Raw genomic sequence first — 14,387 nt, 5'->3', positions numbered from 1 at the left:
AGGTGAGCTGTGCGCGTCTTCGTCGCTGTTGATCCGGGAGCCGAGCTCCTCGCCAAGATCGGAGATCTCCTGCGGGAGATCGCTCCGCGGGCTCCGTCCGCCAAGTGGGTGGAGCCTGCTGGGCTGCATATCACGCTCGCCTTCATGGGCGAGATCGGAGAGGAGCGCCTGCCGCTCGTCATCGCTGCGGCCGGGAGCGTCGCCGCGTTCCACAGGCCGCTCACGTTGCGCATCGAGAAGGGCGGCGCGTTCGGAACGCGGCGTCGCCCGCGCGTGCTCTGGCTCGGCGTGGGCGGCGCTGTCGGCGCCCTCACCGCGATCCACCGCGACCTGGAGCAGACGCTCTCGATGTCGACGGGCTACGTCCCCGAGGACCGGCCGTTCGAGCCGCACCTCACCCTCGCCCGCTCGCGCGATCCGCGCGGCGATCCGGCGCTCGACGCCTGCGCTCAGGCGGTCGGCAGCGTCGACTTCGGCGAGACGCGGGTCGAGGAGATCATCGTCTACCAGAGCGAGCTGACCCCGAAGGGGGCGCGCTACACGGCGCTCGCGCGCGTGCCGCTCGAGGGGATCGGCACCCCCGAGCAGGCGCGCTGAGCGTCGTCCTCCGTGGAGGCGCCCCGTTCCGTCCTTCGAGAGGACGGCGTCTCGCTCGGGCGCCTCAGCGCTTGCGCGGCCCTGCCGGAGGGATGAGCCCGAGGCGCACCGCCTCCTTGTAGGCGAACGATCGACTCAGCCCGAGCAGCCGTCCGGCCGTCGCCGCGTTGCCGCCTGCCGCCCGGAACGCTCGGGCGAACGCCTCGCGGCGGGCCCTCTCGAGCGCCTCTGCCAGCGGCTCCACGGGCTGCCCCAGCGACCCGTCCGCGAGCCGCAGCCGCTCCCCGGGGAGCTCGATCCGCGGGGCGAGCGAGCGCTCCTGCGCGCCGCCGTCGATCGCGTCGAGATCCTCGCGCCGCACGACGAGCGCTCTGCCGGCCGCGCTCTTGCCCTCCGCGATCGTCCGGCGAAGCACGGCGCGCTCCACGGCGTTCTTCAGCTCGCGGACGTTGCCCGGCCACGCTCCCTGCGCGAGCGCGCCCAGCGCCGGCTCGGTGAAGTCCACCCGCCCCGCGCCGAGCTCGGCCGCGAGCTCGGCGGCGAAGCGCTCGCAGAGGGCGGGGATGTCCTCGCGCCGCTCGCGCAGGGGCGGCACGCAGATCGGGTAGACCCAGAGCCGATGGAACAGATCGGCGCGGAAGCGCCCCTCGGCGACCTCCCGCCGGAGATCGCGGTTCGTGGCCGCGACGACCCGCGCGTCGACGCGGCGCGCCCGGTCCTCGCCCACGGGCTGGATCTCCCCCTCCTGCAGCGCGCGCAGGAGCTGCGCCTGCGCCGAGAGCGGGAGCTCGCCGATCTCGTCGAGGAAGATCGTCCCGCCGTGCGCCGCCTCGAACCTGCCAGCGCGCGCGGCCGTGGCGCCTGTGAACGCGCCTCTCCTGTGGCCGAAGAGCTCCGATTCGACCAGCTGCGCGGGGATCGCCGCGCAGTTGACGATCACGAGCGCCCGACTCGCCCGGGGCGATCGCTCGTGCAGCGCGCGGGCGACGAGCTCTTTCCCCACGCCCGTCTCGCCCGTGACGAGCACCGGCACCGATAGCGGGGCGAGCACCGCGATCTCGCGCTCGATCCGCCGCATCCCGGTCGAGCGGCTCGCCGGCGCCGGGCCGCTCGACGCCGGGCCGATCGCGCGGCGCGCCTCCGGGCCGGCGTAGAGCGGCCCGGCGCCGGCGTCGAGCCGCAGCGCGCCGGCGCAGAGCCCCGCGAACACGCGCGCGTCCTCGTCGCGCAGGCCGCGGAGGCCGTGGGGATCGCAGGCGTCCAGCGTCAGCAGCCCGGCGAGGCGGCCCTGTACGTGCAGCGGCACGGCCATGCAGGCGTGGATCGGGTGGATCTCTCCGGGGCTGCCGAGCAGCCAGCCGCTGTAGGGGTCGGGCTCGCTCGGATCGAGGAAGCGGATCGGCCCGGCCGCCTGCGTCGCCCTGCGGAGGCGCGGGTGCTCCGCGGGCCGGAAGCTCATCCCCAGGGCGGCCGGCGACAGCCCGATCTGCGCGGCGACGTCGACCGAGCCGTCCTCCGCCGCCGTGAGCACCGAGAGCGCGTCCGCCGCCGTCACCCGCGCGAGCGCGCGGAGGATCCGCTGCAGCGCCTCGTCGCGGGCGGGCGCTTCGGACAGGCTGAGCACGGCGTCGAGCAGGGTCACGCGGGTTCCTCGAGGAGACGGAGGCGACGGAGGTTTCCTGTCGGAGACACCGGCAGGAAACAACGTGGGGTGAAGCGGAGCAAGGCGCGCGTCGGGGAGGCGCGCGGCTGGGCGCCGCCGGAGCGGCCGCCCTCGGCAGCGGGCCAGGTTTCCCATGGGAAACCGCCGCCGGCTGCCGAGGTCGCGCCGATCCGGCGAGGATAGACGCGATCCCCGGAGAAACGCTCCTGGCACGGCCCGTGCGAACGCGTTCGGCCAGCGCGAGCCGACGGGCGAATCGACCGCCGACGACGGCTATCACCGGCACAGCGCCCGGCCTGGAGGTTTTCATGGGATTGAATGTTGGCTTGCTGCGGGAGAGCTTCGAGCTCGTGATCGAGAGGGCGCCCAACCTCACGCACCGTTTCTACGGGATCCTGTTCTCTCGGTATCCGCAGGTGAAGCCGCTCTTCGGGCGCAATAGCCAGGAGCAGCAAGAGAAGATGCTCACCGAGGCGCTCGCCGCGGTCATCGACCGGCTGGAGGACGCGTCGTGGCTCGAGGAGAAGCTCATGGCGATGGGGGCAAAGCACGTCGATTACGGCGTCACGGACGCGATGTACCCCTGGGTCGCCGACGCGTTGATCTCCGCGATGGCCGAGGTCGCGGGGGCGGACTGGTCCCCGGCGCACCAGCAGGCCTGGACCGACGCGCTCGGCGCGATCGCCTCGCTCATGCAGCGCGGTGCGAGGGAGTACGGCGCCGCGAGGCCCCACGCGCCGCCACCGGCGGCGCCCGCGGGCGGCTAGGGAGGCGAGCGCCCTCGACCCTGTCGCCCGCGGAGCCCGCGCGTCGGCCGGCGGCGTCACTCCCCCATTGCCTTCACGACGACGCGCTTGCGCCGGCCGCCATCGAACTCCGCGTAGAAGATCTGCTGCCAGGGCCCGAGATCGAGCTTCCCCGCGGTGATGGGCACGATCACCTGGTGGTGCACGAGGATCGACTTGAGGTGGGCGTCGCCGTTGTCCTCGCCGGTCCTGTGGTGCTTGTAGTCGGGCCCCTCGGGGGCGAGCTGCTGGAGCCACGCCCAGATGTCCTCCCAGAGGCCCGGCTCGTGGTCGTTCACGAACACGCCGGCGGTGATGTGCATGGCGCTCACGAGGACCATGCCCTCCCGGATGCCGCTGGCGGTGACGACGGCCGCGACGCGCTCGGTGACGTTGATGAGCTCGCGCCTGGCCTTCGTCTCGAAGTAGAAATAGTCGGTCTTCGATTTCATGGCTTCTCCCCCGCGCGGGTCACGGAGCGTGACGGAGCGCGTGATCGACGATCGCGCCGCGGCCGCCTGCCGCCGCGGGCGCGCGCCGGCTCCGGGGCTCCATAGCCCACCTCCTGGCCTTTCGCGAACCGCGTGCGGGCGCAGCGCAGTGGGGCTACGATCGAGCGCCGTGAAGGCGGCGCGGCGGCGGCTCATCCTCGAGATCGTGGCGACCGACGCGACGTTCGAGCGCACCGAGATCCGGGGTCAGGCGGCGTGGGTGGGCAAGTGCATCCATTGCCTCTCGCACGTCGTCGTCGGCCTCGACGGCGAGCCGATCCAGCGCGCGACGATCGAGCACATCGTCCCGCGCACGCACGGCGGGACGGACGCGCTCGACAACCTGGCGCTCGCGTGCGGCCGGTGCAACGCGCTGAAGGGGATGCGGCTCGACGTCCGGCGCCGCGACGACCCGAGGCTCGTCGCGGTGATCGAGCGGCTCAGGGAGCGCAAGGCGAGCCGCCTCCGCGGCGCCGGGACGTAGCGCCGCTCCGCCGTGGCGCCCCGCGCCTGCACCGCGCTGGATCCCCCCGTCGGGAGCCCGACGCGCGGCCGCGAGGGCTCCCTCCTCGCGGCGCCGCGCTCAGGGGTAGAGCCGCTCGACGCGCCAGCCGTCGCCGTGGCGGACGTAGACCACGCGGTCGTGCAGGCGGTTCTCCTGGCCGTACCAGAACTCGACGCGCTCCGGCACCACCCGGTAGCCGCCCCAGAACTCCGGCCGAGGCACCGGCCGGCCCTCGAAGCGGCGCTCGATCTCGCGCACCCGATCGAGGAGCGCCTCGCGCGAGGGCAGCGGCGCGCTCTGCCGGGACGCCCACGCGCCGATCTGGCTGCCCCGCCCGCGGGTCTCGAAGTAGGCGTCCGACTCCGCGTCGCTGACCCGCTCGATCCGCCCCTCGACGCGGATCTGCTCCGCGGCCTTCGCCCAGTGGATGCACAGCGCGGCGAACGGGTTCGCCTCGAGATCCATCGACTTGCGGCTCTCGTAGTTGGTGAAGAACACGAACCCGCGATCGTCGATGCCCTTCAGCAGCACCATCCGCGCCGAGGGGCGCCCGGACGCGTCCGCCGTGGCGAGCGTCATGGCGGTCGCGTCGGTCGGTTCGGTGGTTTGCCGCTGCTCGAGGAGCTCGCGCGCGATGACGAACGGATCGGTCGGCTCGGTGATCATGGTGAAACGGTGCTCATGGTGAAATTGCGTCATGCATATACAAGCAGAGCGCGCCGCTGGCGAACCCGCGATGCATGCGAGCAACGCGCGCGAGCTCGGGTGGCTGCGTGGCTGCATGGCTGGGTGGCTATGGCGGCGCGGCGGCTTCCCTCGTCCCTCGCTGATTTCCGGGAAAGCTCGCGTTGTCGCGCACGCGCTGGTTTGATACTAGCGGAGGGGCGGAGCGAGGGCGTGCATGGTCGTACCGGTGAGCGTGGGGGACGTCCTCGCGGAGAAATACGAGGTCGAGCGCGTCCTCGGTGAAGGCGGGATGGGCGTGGTCGTCGCCGCCCGCCATCTCCTGCTGGGCGAGCGGGTGGCCATCAAGTTCTTGCAGCCCCAGGCCCGCGAGCGCGCGGACCTCGTCGCCCGCTTCCTGCGCGAGGGGCAGGTCGCGGCGCGCATCCGGAGCGAGCACGTGACGCGCGTGTACGACGTCGGCACGCTCGCGCGCGGCGAGCCTTACCTCGTCATGGAGTACCTCGAGGGGACCGACCTGAAGGCCGTCCTGCGCGATCGCGGGCCGCTCCCGGTCGCGCTCGCCTGCGACTACCTGCTCCAGGCGTGCGACGCGCTCGCGGAGGCGCACGCGCTCGGCATCATCCATCGGGACCTGAAGCCGGCCAACCTGTTCCTGACCCAGCGGGCCGACGGCAGCCCGCTCATCAAGGTCATCGACTTCGGCATCTCCAAGATGGCCCTCGCGGCGGAGGCCACGGCGCCCAAGGCGCACGACATGACCGAGAGCTCGGCGATGCTGGGCTCGCCGTTCTACATGGCGCCCGAGCAGATGGTCTCCTCGAAGAGCGTCGACGCGCGGGCCGACGTCTGGTCGATGGGCGCCATGCTCTATCAGCTGCTCACGGGCGCCGTCCCCTTCCGGGGCGACTCCCCGATGGCCATCTACGACCGCATCCTCGAGGGACCGCCGCGGCTCGACACGCAGCGGTCCGACGCGCCCGAGCGCCTCGGCTGGGTGGTCCAGCGCTGCCTCCAGAAGAGCCCTGCCGATCGCTTCGGCAACATCGCCGAGCTCGCCGCCGAGCTCGCTCAGTTCGCGCCGCCGCACGCGCGGCACCTGGCCGATCGCGCCGCGCGCGTGCTGCAGATCCGCCTCGACGCGAGCGCCGAGGCGGGCCGCGCGCCCGGGCAGCCCCGGCGCTCGAGCTCCACGTCGCCCGGGCCCGCCGGCGGGACGCCGTCGTCCAGCGACCCGGATGGGAAGGGCGTGGCGGCCGGCTCCGCGTGGGATGGCGCGCCCACGGCGCTCCTCTCGGACGGCGCGGCGACGGATCGCTCCTGGGGCGGCACGCGGGCCTCGTCGCGCCAGGGCGGCGGGGCGCGCACCCTGGGGATCGCGGCGGCCCTCGCGGCGGCGCTCGTGGGCGCCGCGGGGCTCGCGTGGCTCGTGTGGTTCGCGCTTCGCGCCCCCGCGTCGGGTGGGGCGCCGCTCGCCGCGTCGGCGCCCTCGGAGGCGCCGCTGGCGCCGGAGGCACCCTCGCGCGACGCGGCGGTGCCCGCGGCCGATCTGGCGGCGGGCAAGGCGGCCGAGCTCCTCGACGGCGGCCCTGCGCCGCCGCCTGAAGCGCCCGTGTCCGAGGTCGCGACCGCGCGGCCGACCGCGAGCGGGTTTGCGGCGCCGCGGCCGCCGGGGTCGTCGAAGGGCGCGCGGCCGTCGGGGCGGACCCAGCCGCCGACCCGCCCCACGTCGACCGCGCCGCAAGACTTCTTTTCCGATCCGCGATGACATCCCGTGAGCCCAGGAGAGGTGCCGTCTTGCTTTGCCATCGTCGTCTCTCGAGCCCCTGTCCGGAATCCGGCGGCCCTGCTGCGGTCTCCCGCGCGCCGCTGGCCGGGTCCGGTCGCCGTCGAGCGGTAGCGCTCCTGTCGGCGATCGCTGCGCTCGCCTTGCTCGCGCCGGCCGCGCGCGCCGCCGAGCCGACCCGGGAGGAGCGCGCCGCCGCGGTCGCGCTGTTCGACGAGGGCCGCGCGCTGATGGCCGCGGGGAAGCATGCCGAGGCCTGTCCGAAGTTCGCCGAGAGCCATGCGATCGACCCCGGCATCGGCACCCTCTTCAACCTCTCCGACTGCTACGAGCGCACCGGCAAGATCGCGACCGCGTGGATCGGCTTTCGCGACGTCGCGGCCGCCTCCCTCTCGGCCGGGCAGACGGAGCGCGAGCGGGTGGCGCGCGGCCGGGCCGCCGCGCTCGAGCCGCGGCTCTCCCGCCTCCAGATCGTGGTCCCGCCGGCGGCGTCGATCGCGGGCCTGGGCCTCACGCGGGACGGGGTCGCCGTGGGCAGGGCGCTCTGGGGGACGGCGGTGCCGCTCGACCCGGGCGAGCATCGGATCGCCGCCGCCGCGCCTGGCTACGAGCCCTGGGAGGTGAAGGTCACGATCGACAAGCCGGGCGTGGTGAGCGTCACGGTGCCGGCGCTCGAGCGCGCCACGGAGACGGCCTCCGCCCCGGGATCGAGCGGCGCGTCGACGCCGGTGGTCGCGGCGCCGCCTCCCGTCCGTCCGCCGGCGAGCGACCCGCCCCCGGCGCAGGGGGGGAGCATCCGCAAGCCGCTCGGCATCGTCGGGGTCGGGCTCGGTGTGGTCGGGCTCGGCGTCGGCACGGCGCTCGGCTTCATGGCGAAATCGACGTTCGACAAGGCCACCGAGGGCGGCCATTGCGACGAGGCGGGCCGCTGCGTCGATCGGACGGGCCTCGATCTGCGCGACGACGCGGTGGCGAAGGGCAACATCGGGACGGCGGTGTTCATCGCGGGGGCGGCCCTCGCCGTGGGCGGGGCGATCCTCTGGATCACCGCGCCGTCTGCGCCTGACGCCGCGGCGTCCGCGCGCGGCCGCGGGCCGACGGCCGGCGCCCCCTGGAGCGCGCGCGTCGGCTTGGGCCCCGGGAGCGTGTGGATCGCGGGCACTCTCTGAGCGGAGCGCCACAGGAGCAGGAGCGGCCGTCGTCGCAGCGGGGGAGCTCGAGGGGCGCCCCACGACGTCCGGCATCGAGCCGGGTGAGGCGATTGGCACCGATGACAGAGGAGAGCCGGCGTGAGCGAGGGCGCCCCGAGACACCGGCGTTCAGCGCGGCCCCTCGATTGACACGGATCACCTCTCCGACATGGCGCCGTGCGGCGAGCTGACCGATGATGCCGAGTCGACCGGCATCGATTGCGGTGCACGGGTGAAACACAGCACGTCTCTCCGCCCGGGCTCGTCCGGCGCGGTGAGCCAGGCGCCTTCGCGCCATGGCGCGGCGCGGCTGGCCTGCTGGTGACGCTGCGCGCCGGCCAGCGAGCTCCGGCGGCGAGGGCGCGGCGAGCGATGATCCGTCGCAGGCGATGATCAGAAGGGTCCTGGACGGGAATATAGCCCCGGCCCCGAGCGGACCTCGGGGACTCGCACGTACCGCTCTGTTTTAAATATCCACTTCGACGAGTGAGCAGCGCATCGATGGCCCACGCTGGCGTGCGCCGGGCGCATTTCATCTGAACGGCAGATCAAATCATGGCAATGCTGCTCGACGCCGGTCGAGGGGCGCTTTTCTCCCATTGCCCGATTGCGGTGGCGACCGTTTGAGCGAGCCTGTCGAATGCCCTTGAGCCCACAGGCCCTGGGGAGAGGAGCGCCGCCGGCGTCTCCGCTCTCGCATCGAGCAAACGTGCGCCGTCGGCCGGCCAGGCGAGCGCGTGTTGGCGTTCTGCAGGCATGATCCGTCACCTGCTTACCCCGGGCTCCGATGTCCTGTTCTTTCGCCCGGCGGTAGTTCATGAGTGCGCCACGGCGCTTGTCATGTATAGAATGCGTCTCATGACGAAACAGCGTTCAACCTTGGCTTTGTGGATGACCTTCGCGCTGGGTGGCGGCGCGTGTCTCGCGCTGGGCGCCGGTGCGTGCAGCGACGACGGGGCGACCGGCTCTGGCGACACCGTGACGAGCGGGGGGAACCAGGGCTCCTCCGGTGCGCAGACGGGGACGGGGGCCGGCGCTGGCTCCGCCTCCAGCTCCGGCGCGGGCGCCGGCTCCGGCTCCGGTTCTGGTTCCGGCTCCGGCACCGGCGGTGGCAGCAGCACCTCGTCGTCCGGGACCACCGCGGGACAGGGCGGCTCCGGCGCCGGCGGCGGCGACCCGGTGGCGTGCGATGCCAGCGCGGCGCCTGACGTCGGGAAGCTGGCGCTCGCTCCCGTCGTCAGCAACGTGGACAAGCTGGTTTACGCCGCTCAGCCGAAGGGGTCGAGCGACTGGTATCTCGTGCTGCAGACCGGGCAGATCCGCGTGTTCTCCGGCGGTCAGCTGCGCAGCGAGGTCTTCCTCGACGTGAGCAGTCAGATCCGGCTCAGCTCCGGCGGCTTCGACGACGAGCGCGGGCTCATCAGCATGGCGTTCCCGCCCGACTACGCGACGAGCGGCAAGTTCTACATCATGATGACGGCGACCACGGGCACGGACATGAACCGTGACATGGTGGTCGAGTACAAGCGTTCCAGCGAACCTTACGTGGCGGATGCAAACTCGGCGAAGACGATCGTGCGGCTCGACACGTCCGCGGTGAATCACAACGGCGGCCATATCGTGTTCGGGCCCGACGGCATGCTCTACGTCGGCACGGGCGACGGGGGCGGGTCCTGCAACAGCGACAAGCCGGGCGCGTCGCAGGACCCGGCCTCGCTGTTCGGCAAGATCCTGCGCCTCGATCCGAATGCTGCCGAGCCGTACGCCGCGGCCGGCAATCCCTTGGACGGCGCGGCCTCGCGGACCTGGCACTATGGTCTGCGCAACCCGTATACCTTCACCTTCGATCGTGGGACGGGCGACCTCTTCATCGGCGATGTCGGCCAGGATGGCTACGAGGAGGTCGACTACGTTCCTGCCGGCACCTCGGGGCTGAACTTCGGCTGGCCGAAGTGGGAAGGCACCCACGCGGACACCTGCCAGGGGCGCACCATGCGCGCGGGCGATACGCACACCCCGCCCATCGCCGACATGGATCGGCGGCAGAGCGCGACAGGGCCGTACCGCGACTACAAGTCGGTCGTCAGCGGGTTCGTGTACCGGGGCAGCCAGGTGCCGCAGCTCCGGGGCGTCTACCTGTTCGGCGACTACGCCGGAGGGAAAATGGGCGCGCTCATGCAGTGCGGGGCGCAGACGTCGCCCATCACGATCATCAACAAGAACCCCGACCCGAACGCGCCGAACGCGCCGGCGTTCGCGCGTCAGGGCAGCATGCCGACCTTCAACGCGCTCACCGCGATCGTCGAGGACAACGACGGCGAGCAATACTTCGTCGCGAACCGCAACAGCCTGGTGAAGATCGTTCCCGGGACCTGACCAGGCCGCCCAGGGCGCGGGCGCCGGATCTCGCGCCCGGCCCTGGATCCAGCGCGCGAGCTCCCGCCCGCTCCTGCACGCGGGCGGCCACGCGCGCCCGCTCCGCCTCCGCCGACGCAGCCAACCCCGCGCAGCCGCCGTCGCGCCGCCTCCGATGGCAGCGGGCGCGCGCCCCCCTTCCGAGCGCACAGCGGATGTGCTTCGCTTGCCCCGCTCGTTCAGGAGGAGTCCCATGAAGAATGTCTTGACAGTGCTTGTTGCGCTCGGCGCCCTGTGTCTCTTCGGCTGCGAGGGCAAGCCCCAGGCGACGCCCGAGGCGAAGCCCGCGGCCACGACCGAGGCGGCGAAGCCCGCGCCCAAGGCCGAGCCGGAGAAGGCGGCGCCGGCCGAGACCGCGAAGCCGGCGAGCACCGGCGGCTGGTGATCGGCGCGGCGGCGCGGCCCGCTGCCCCCCGGCGCAGGCGCATGGCCGCGGTCCGCCTCGCGCTCGCGCTCTCGCTCGGCCTGGCCGCCGTGGCGTGCGACGGCCGCCCTGCGCCCCCGGTCCACGGCGGTACCCCCGATCCGGACCCGCTCGAGCCGCTGCGGCGCTTCGAGGCGGCGCGCCGAGCGGAGGCCGATTTCTCCCGCGCACCCAGCTCCGACCGGCTGTTCGGGCCCGACCCGATCGCGCTCCTCCCCGTGGATCCGCTGGGCCGCCCCGCCGCGCCGGGCGCGCCCGCGCTGCTCTCTCCGCTCCGCGGCCGCGACGCGCTCGTCCTGCTCGACGCGTCGCTTCGCGAGCTCTCCCGCGCCCCCGCGCCGGCCTCACCGACAGGGGTCGCGGTCGCGCCCACCGGCGAGGTCTTCGCGAGCGGCGAGGCGTCGCCTTCGCTCTTCCGGTACGCCGTCCGCGGCGCCTCGCTCGAGCTCGCGGGGCGCATCGAGCTCGCGGGCCTCCACGGCGTCCGGGACGTCGCGGCCGGCCCCGAGGGGCTCCTTTACGCGCTCGACGAGCGCGCCGGCACGCTCGTCACGCTGCGGCCTGGTCCCACCGGCGCGGACGGACGCATCGATGTCGAGCGCTGGGACGAGCCGATCGGCGCTGGCCCGTTCCGCGTCGTGCGCCTCGCGCATCACCTGATCGTCGATTGCCTCCTCGACAAGATGCTCGTCGTGCTCCCGGTCGGCGCCGACGGCCGCCCGCTCCCGGGCGGCGCGGCGCGCGTCCGCCACGACGGCCCGATCTGGAGCTTCGACGCGATCGAGACGGGCGGCGCCGGGGGCGGGCTCCTTCTCGCGGCTGGCGGGGTCGAGGATCACCCGCTCGACAGGACCGGCGGCTCGTTCGGATACATCGACTCGTTCGTCTTCCTCTACCGCGTCGCCGCCGGCGCCCGGCCCGAGGTGACGCGGCTCTCGGCTGTCAACGTCTCGGAGCTCGGCGTCCTCACCCCGAAGGCCGTCGCGCTCTCGGCGATCCCTGGATCGAGCGGCGTGCGCGTGATCGCGACCGGTTATGGCGGCGATCGCCGGGCCGAGCTCCTCTTCCGCGCCACGGACGCCGGCCTCGCGAGCGCGCCGGAGGTCTCCACCCGCCTGCTTTCCCCCGGCGTGGCCGCCATGGCCGCGCTCGGCGGCGGCGCCTTCGCGTATGCGAACCCGTTGCTCGACGCGTGGCTGCTCGACGCGGGCGACGGCGCGGTCGTGAAGCAGCCGGTCCGGGACGGCGGCGAGGACGCCCGCTCCGACGAGATCCGCCTCGGCGAGGCGCTCTTCTTCACCTCGCTGATGGCCCCGTGGAACAAGGCCGACGGCCCGCTCAGCCGGTTCACGTGCGAGACGTGCCACTTCGAGGGCTACGTCGACGGCCGCACGCACCACACGGGTCGAGGCGACGTGCGCGCCACGACCAAGCCGCTGCTCGGCCTGTTCAACAACCGCCCCCATTTCTCCCGCGCCCTCGATCCGGATCTCACCGCGGTGGCCGACAACGAGTTCCGCGTCGCCGGCGCGCTGAGCGGCCACGACCCATGGTTCTCGATCTCGAGCGAGGGCGCGCCGTGGCTCGCCGATCTCGGGCTCGCCGACGCCGGGCGCGCCGCGCGGCCGCCCGAGGCGCTCCGCCGCGCGCTCATGAGCTTCCTCATGGCGTTCTCGCACCGCGCGAACCCCGCCGTCCTCGGCCGGACGAGCTTCACCCCGCTCGAGCGCGACGGCGCCCGGGTGTTCCGGGACCGCTGCGCCCGCTGCCACGCGCCGGTGCTCCGCAGCGACGACCCCGGCTCCGCGGCCCCGTTCGAGCGCTGGGAGGCGCTCGTATTCGCGCCCGAGGGCCCGATCGTGTGGGGGAGGGCCGGCTACGAGAAGACCGGCGTCGTGCCGTACGTGCACGAGGACGGCGCGCGGGTGCCGTCGCTCCGGCGGCTCTACAAGAAGCGGCCCTACTTCACGAACGGCTCCGCGAAGACGCTGCGCGATGTGCTCGAGCGGGCGCGCTTCGAGGACACGGGCGGCCGCGCCGCCGGCGATCACCGCGGCACGGCCGCTGCCGCTGCGCCGGGCGCCTTCTTCCACGACGGCGCGCCCGCGGGCGAGGGCCTCGTCGCGCTGGACGCCGGCGCGATCGAGGCGCTCCTCGCCTTCCTCGATCTGCTCTGATCGCGCGGCGCGCCCGCTCGCCCGCGGGCAGGCAGACCGTGGGCACGCAGCGCGGAGCGTGCGTGTCCGCGTGCACCCGATTCCGGCGGCGGCCAGCCCTGAGCCTGCCCGCGCGGATCCCCCAGCATCGCCGCGCGATCCGCGGTAAATGGGGGAGATGCGACAGCACCCCACGTTCCCCCGCCCGTCGGCGTCGGCCATCGACAAGGCGCGCCGGCTCCTCGAGCGCGCGCTCGGCCCGTCGAAGGTCATCACGTCGGCCGACGGGTGCGCGGCCTACGCGGGCGACGAGTCCGATCAGCCGCCGGTGAGCCCGGATGCGGTCGTGCTCGCGTCCTCGGCCGCCGACATCGAGAAGGCGGTGCGGGCGGCGAGCGAGGCGGAGGTGCCGGTCGTGCCGCGCGCCGCTGGCAGCGGCAAGTCGGGCGGCGCGGTGCCGGTCGGGGGCGGGATCGTCATCGCCACGATCGGCATGAACTCCATCAAGGAGATCAGCCGCGAGGAGCAGATCGCGGTCGTCGAGCCGGGCGTCATCCTCGCCGACCTGCACGCGGCCGTCGAGGCCGAGGGGCTCTTCTACCCGCCCGATCCGAACTCGCTCAAGATGTGCGCGCTCGGCGGCAATATCGCCGAGAACGCCGCCGGCCCGCGCGCCTTCAAGTACGGCGTCACGCGCGAGTACGTGCTCGGGCTCGACGCGATCCTCATCGACGGCACGCGCCTCCGCACCGGCCGGCGCACGGTGAAGGGCGTGACGGGGTACGACGTCACGGCGCTGCTCGTCGGCAGCGAGGGCACGCTGGCGATCACGACGGAGGCGACGCTCCGGCTCATCGCGAAGCCCCCGTCGGTCATGACGCTGCTCTGCCTGTTCCCGGACGTGCGCGCCAGCGGGCGCGCGGTGAGCGCCCTGGTCGCCGCCGGCGTCGTCCCGCGCTGCCTCGAGCTGCTCGATCGCCCCACGCTCGACGCGGTGCGCGCGCGCGGCGTCGGGGTCGACGAGCGCGCGGGCGCGATGCTGATCATCGAGGTCGACGGCGAGCCCGCGGACTGCGAGGTCCAGGCCGAGCGGGTGGGGGAGGTCTGCATGGATGCCGGGGCGCTCGACGTGCTCGTCGCGCAGGACGAGGCGCAGCGCGAGCGGCTCTGGGAGGCCCGCCGCCAGCTCTCGCCCACGACGCGCGCCATGGCGCGCTACAAGATCTCGGAGGACGTCGTGGTCCCGCGCGACAAGATCCCGGCGCTGCTCGACGAGGTCGCGGAGATCTCGGCGGCGACGGGCGTCCGCATGCTGACGTACGGCCACGCCGGGGACGGCAACCTCCACGTCAACCTGCTCTGGAACGACCCGGACCTCGTCCCCCAGGTGGATACGGCGCTGTCGCGCCTGTTCCGCGCGGTGATCGGCATGCGCGGCACGCTGAGCGGCGAGCACGGCATCGGGACGTCGAAGGCGGACTTCCTCGCGCTCGAGCAGTCGCCGGAGCTCATCGCGATCGAGCGCAAGATCAAGGCGCTGTTCGACCCGAAGGGCCTGCTCAACCCGCACAAGATCTTCCCGCGGCGGACTCTCGAGGCGGCCGAGCGGGGCGAGCGCGACGGGGGGGCCGAGCGCGCGCCGGGCTTCCCGTCCCACGTCGTGGCGCCCTCGCACGGGGCCTGCTGAGCCG

At 73.6% G+C, this 14,387-nt stretch carries 12 protein-coding genes; 9 read left to right on the top strand and 3 right to left on the bottom strand.

Going from position 1 to position 14,387, the window contains the following annotated elements; all coding sequences use genetic code 11:
* The first annotated feature begins 9 nt into the window (after positions 1–9).
* Positions 10–597: an RNA 2',3'-cyclic phosphodiesterase gene (gene thpR / locus WME97_RS27610; protein ID WP_437541606.1), complete on the top strand. Its 588-nt coding sequence runs from the start codon at positions 10–12 to the stop codon at positions 595–597.
* Between the two features lie 64 nt (positions 598–661).
* Here thpR and norR read toward each other — a convergent pair whose 3' ends face one another.
* Positions 662–2,239 (bottom strand): nitric oxide reductase transcriptional regulator NorR, encoded by a 1,578-nt coding sequence (gene norR / locus WME97_RS27605; RefSeq protein ID WP_437541603.1) that lies wholly within the window; start codon positions 2,237–2,239, stop codon positions 662–664.
* Between the two features lie 329 nt (positions 2,240–2,568).
* Between norR and WME97_RS27600 the strand changes: the two genes are divergently transcribed.
* Positions 2,569–3,027 carry a globin domain-containing protein gene (locus tag WME97_RS27600; protein ID WP_437541600.1) on the top strand — a complete coding sequence of 153 codons (459 nt, stop codon included), beginning with the start codon at positions 2,569–2,571 and terminating at the stop codon, positions 3,025–3,027.
* Positions 3,028–3,083: 56 nt separating this feature from the next.
* On the opposite strand, the gene WME97_RS27595 is transcribed toward WME97_RS27600, so the two are convergent.
* On the bottom strand, positions 3,084–3,497 hold the full coding sequence (locus WME97_RS27595; RefSeq protein ID WP_437292975.1) for a secondary thiamine-phosphate synthase enzyme YjbQ: 414 nt from the start codon (positions 3,495–3,497) through the stop codon (positions 3,084–3,086).
* Positions 3,498–3,666: 169 nt separating this feature from the next.
* On the opposite strand from WME97_RS27595, the gene WME97_RS27590 reads away from it, so the two are divergent.
* Entirely contained in the window at positions 3,667–4,020 is a 354-nt protein-coding gene (locus tag WME97_RS27590; RefSeq protein WP_437541598.1) for an HNH endonuclease, read from the top strand.
* Between the two features lie 99 nt (positions 4,021–4,119).
* Here the strand turns inward: WME97_RS27590 and pdxH are convergent, their stop codons facing one another.
* Positions 4,120–4,707, bottom strand: coding sequence for a pyridoxamine 5'-phosphate oxidase (gene pdxH, locus WME97_RS27585; RefSeq protein WP_437541596.1), 588 nt, complete (start codon positions 4,705–4,707; stop codon positions 4,120–4,122).
* 235 nt (positions 4,708–4,942) lie between these two features.
* Between pdxH and WME97_RS27580 the strand changes: the two genes are divergently transcribed.
* The 6 genes from WME97_RS27580 to WME97_RS27555 all read left to right on the top strand — a co-directional run bounded on the left by WME97_RS27580 (position 4,943) and on the right by WME97_RS27555 (position 14,383).
* The gene (locus tag WME97_RS27580) at positions 4,943–6,493 is read left to right on the top strand and encodes a protein kinase domain-containing protein (RefSeq protein ID WP_437541594.1); all 1,551 of its coding nucleotides are present in this window, start codon (positions 4,943–4,945) and stop codon (positions 6,491–6,493) included.
* A 161-nt stretch (positions 6,494–6,654) separates the two neighbouring features.
* Positions 6,655–7,680, top strand: a complete 1,026-nt coding sequence (locus WME97_RS27575; RefSeq protein ID WP_437541592.1) for a hypothetical protein — start codon at positions 6,655–6,657, stop codon at positions 7,678–7,680.
* Between the two features lie 912 nt (positions 7,681–8,592).
* The gene (locus WME97_RS27570) at positions 8,593–10,077 is read left to right on the top strand and encodes a PQQ-dependent sugar dehydrogenase (RefSeq protein WP_437541590.1); all 1,485 of its coding nucleotides are present in this window, start codon (positions 8,593–8,595) and stop codon (positions 10,075–10,077) included.
* A gap of 232 nt (positions 10,078–10,309) precedes the next feature.
* Positions 10,310–10,501 carry a hypothetical protein gene (locus WME97_RS27565; RefSeq protein ID WP_044965791.1) on the top strand — a complete coding sequence of 64 codons (192 nt, stop codon included), beginning with the start codon at positions 10,310–10,312 and terminating at the stop codon, positions 10,499–10,501.
* 41 nt (positions 10,502–10,542) lie between these two features.
* The gene (locus WME97_RS27560) at positions 10,543–12,717 is read left to right on the top strand and encodes a hypothetical protein (protein WP_437541587.1); all 2,175 of its coding nucleotides are present in this window, start codon (positions 10,543–10,545) and stop codon (positions 12,715–12,717) included.
* Positions 12,718–12,874: 157 nt separating this feature from the next.
* A complete protein-coding gene (locus WME97_RS27555; protein ID WP_437541585.1) occupies positions 12,875–14,383 on the top strand; it encodes an FAD-binding oxidoreductase in 1,509 nt (502 codons plus the stop codon).
* Positions 14,384–14,387 lie beyond the last annotated feature (4 nt).

Origin of the sequence: Sorangium sp. So ce367 (genome assembly GCF_051520455.1) — a bacterium.
Lineage (GTDB): Bacteria > Myxococcota_A > Polyangia > Polyangiales > Polyangiaceae > Sorangium > Sorangium cellulosum_B.
This window is presented reverse-complemented; position numbering and strand designations above follow the sequence as displayed.

Coding starts and splice junctions, on each gene's coding strand:
- WME97_RS27595 (WP_437292975.1), bottom strand. CDS start 3,497: ATGAAATCGAAGACCGACTATTTCTACTTCGAGACGAAGGCCAGGCGC.
- WME97_RS27560 (WP_437541587.1), top strand. CDS start 10,543: ATGGCCGCGGTCCGCCTCGCGCTCGCGCTCTCGCTCGGCCTGGCCGCC.
- WME97_RS27600 (WP_437541600.1), top strand. CDS start 2,569: ATGGGATTGAATGTTGGCTTGCTGCGGGAGAGCTTCGAGCTCGTGATC.
- WME97_RS27580 (WP_437541594.1), top strand. CDS start 4,943: ATGGTCGTACCGGTGAGCGTGGGGGACGTCCTCGCGGAGAAATACGAG.
- pdxH (WP_437541596.1), bottom strand. CDS start 4,707: ATGATCACCGAGCCGACCGATCCGTTCGTCATCGCGCGCGAGCTCCTC.
- WME97_RS27555 (WP_437541585.1), top strand. CDS start 12,875: ATGCGACAGCACCCCACGTTCCCCCGCCCGTCGGCGTCGGCCATCGAC.
- WME97_RS27565 (WP_044965791.1), top strand. CDS start 10,310: ATGAAGAATGTCTTGACAGTGCTTGTTGCGCTCGGCGCCCTGTGTCTC.
- WME97_RS27570 (WP_437541590.1), top strand. CDS start 8,593: ATGACCTTCGCGCTGGGTGGCGGCGCGTGTCTCGCGCTGGGCGCCGGT.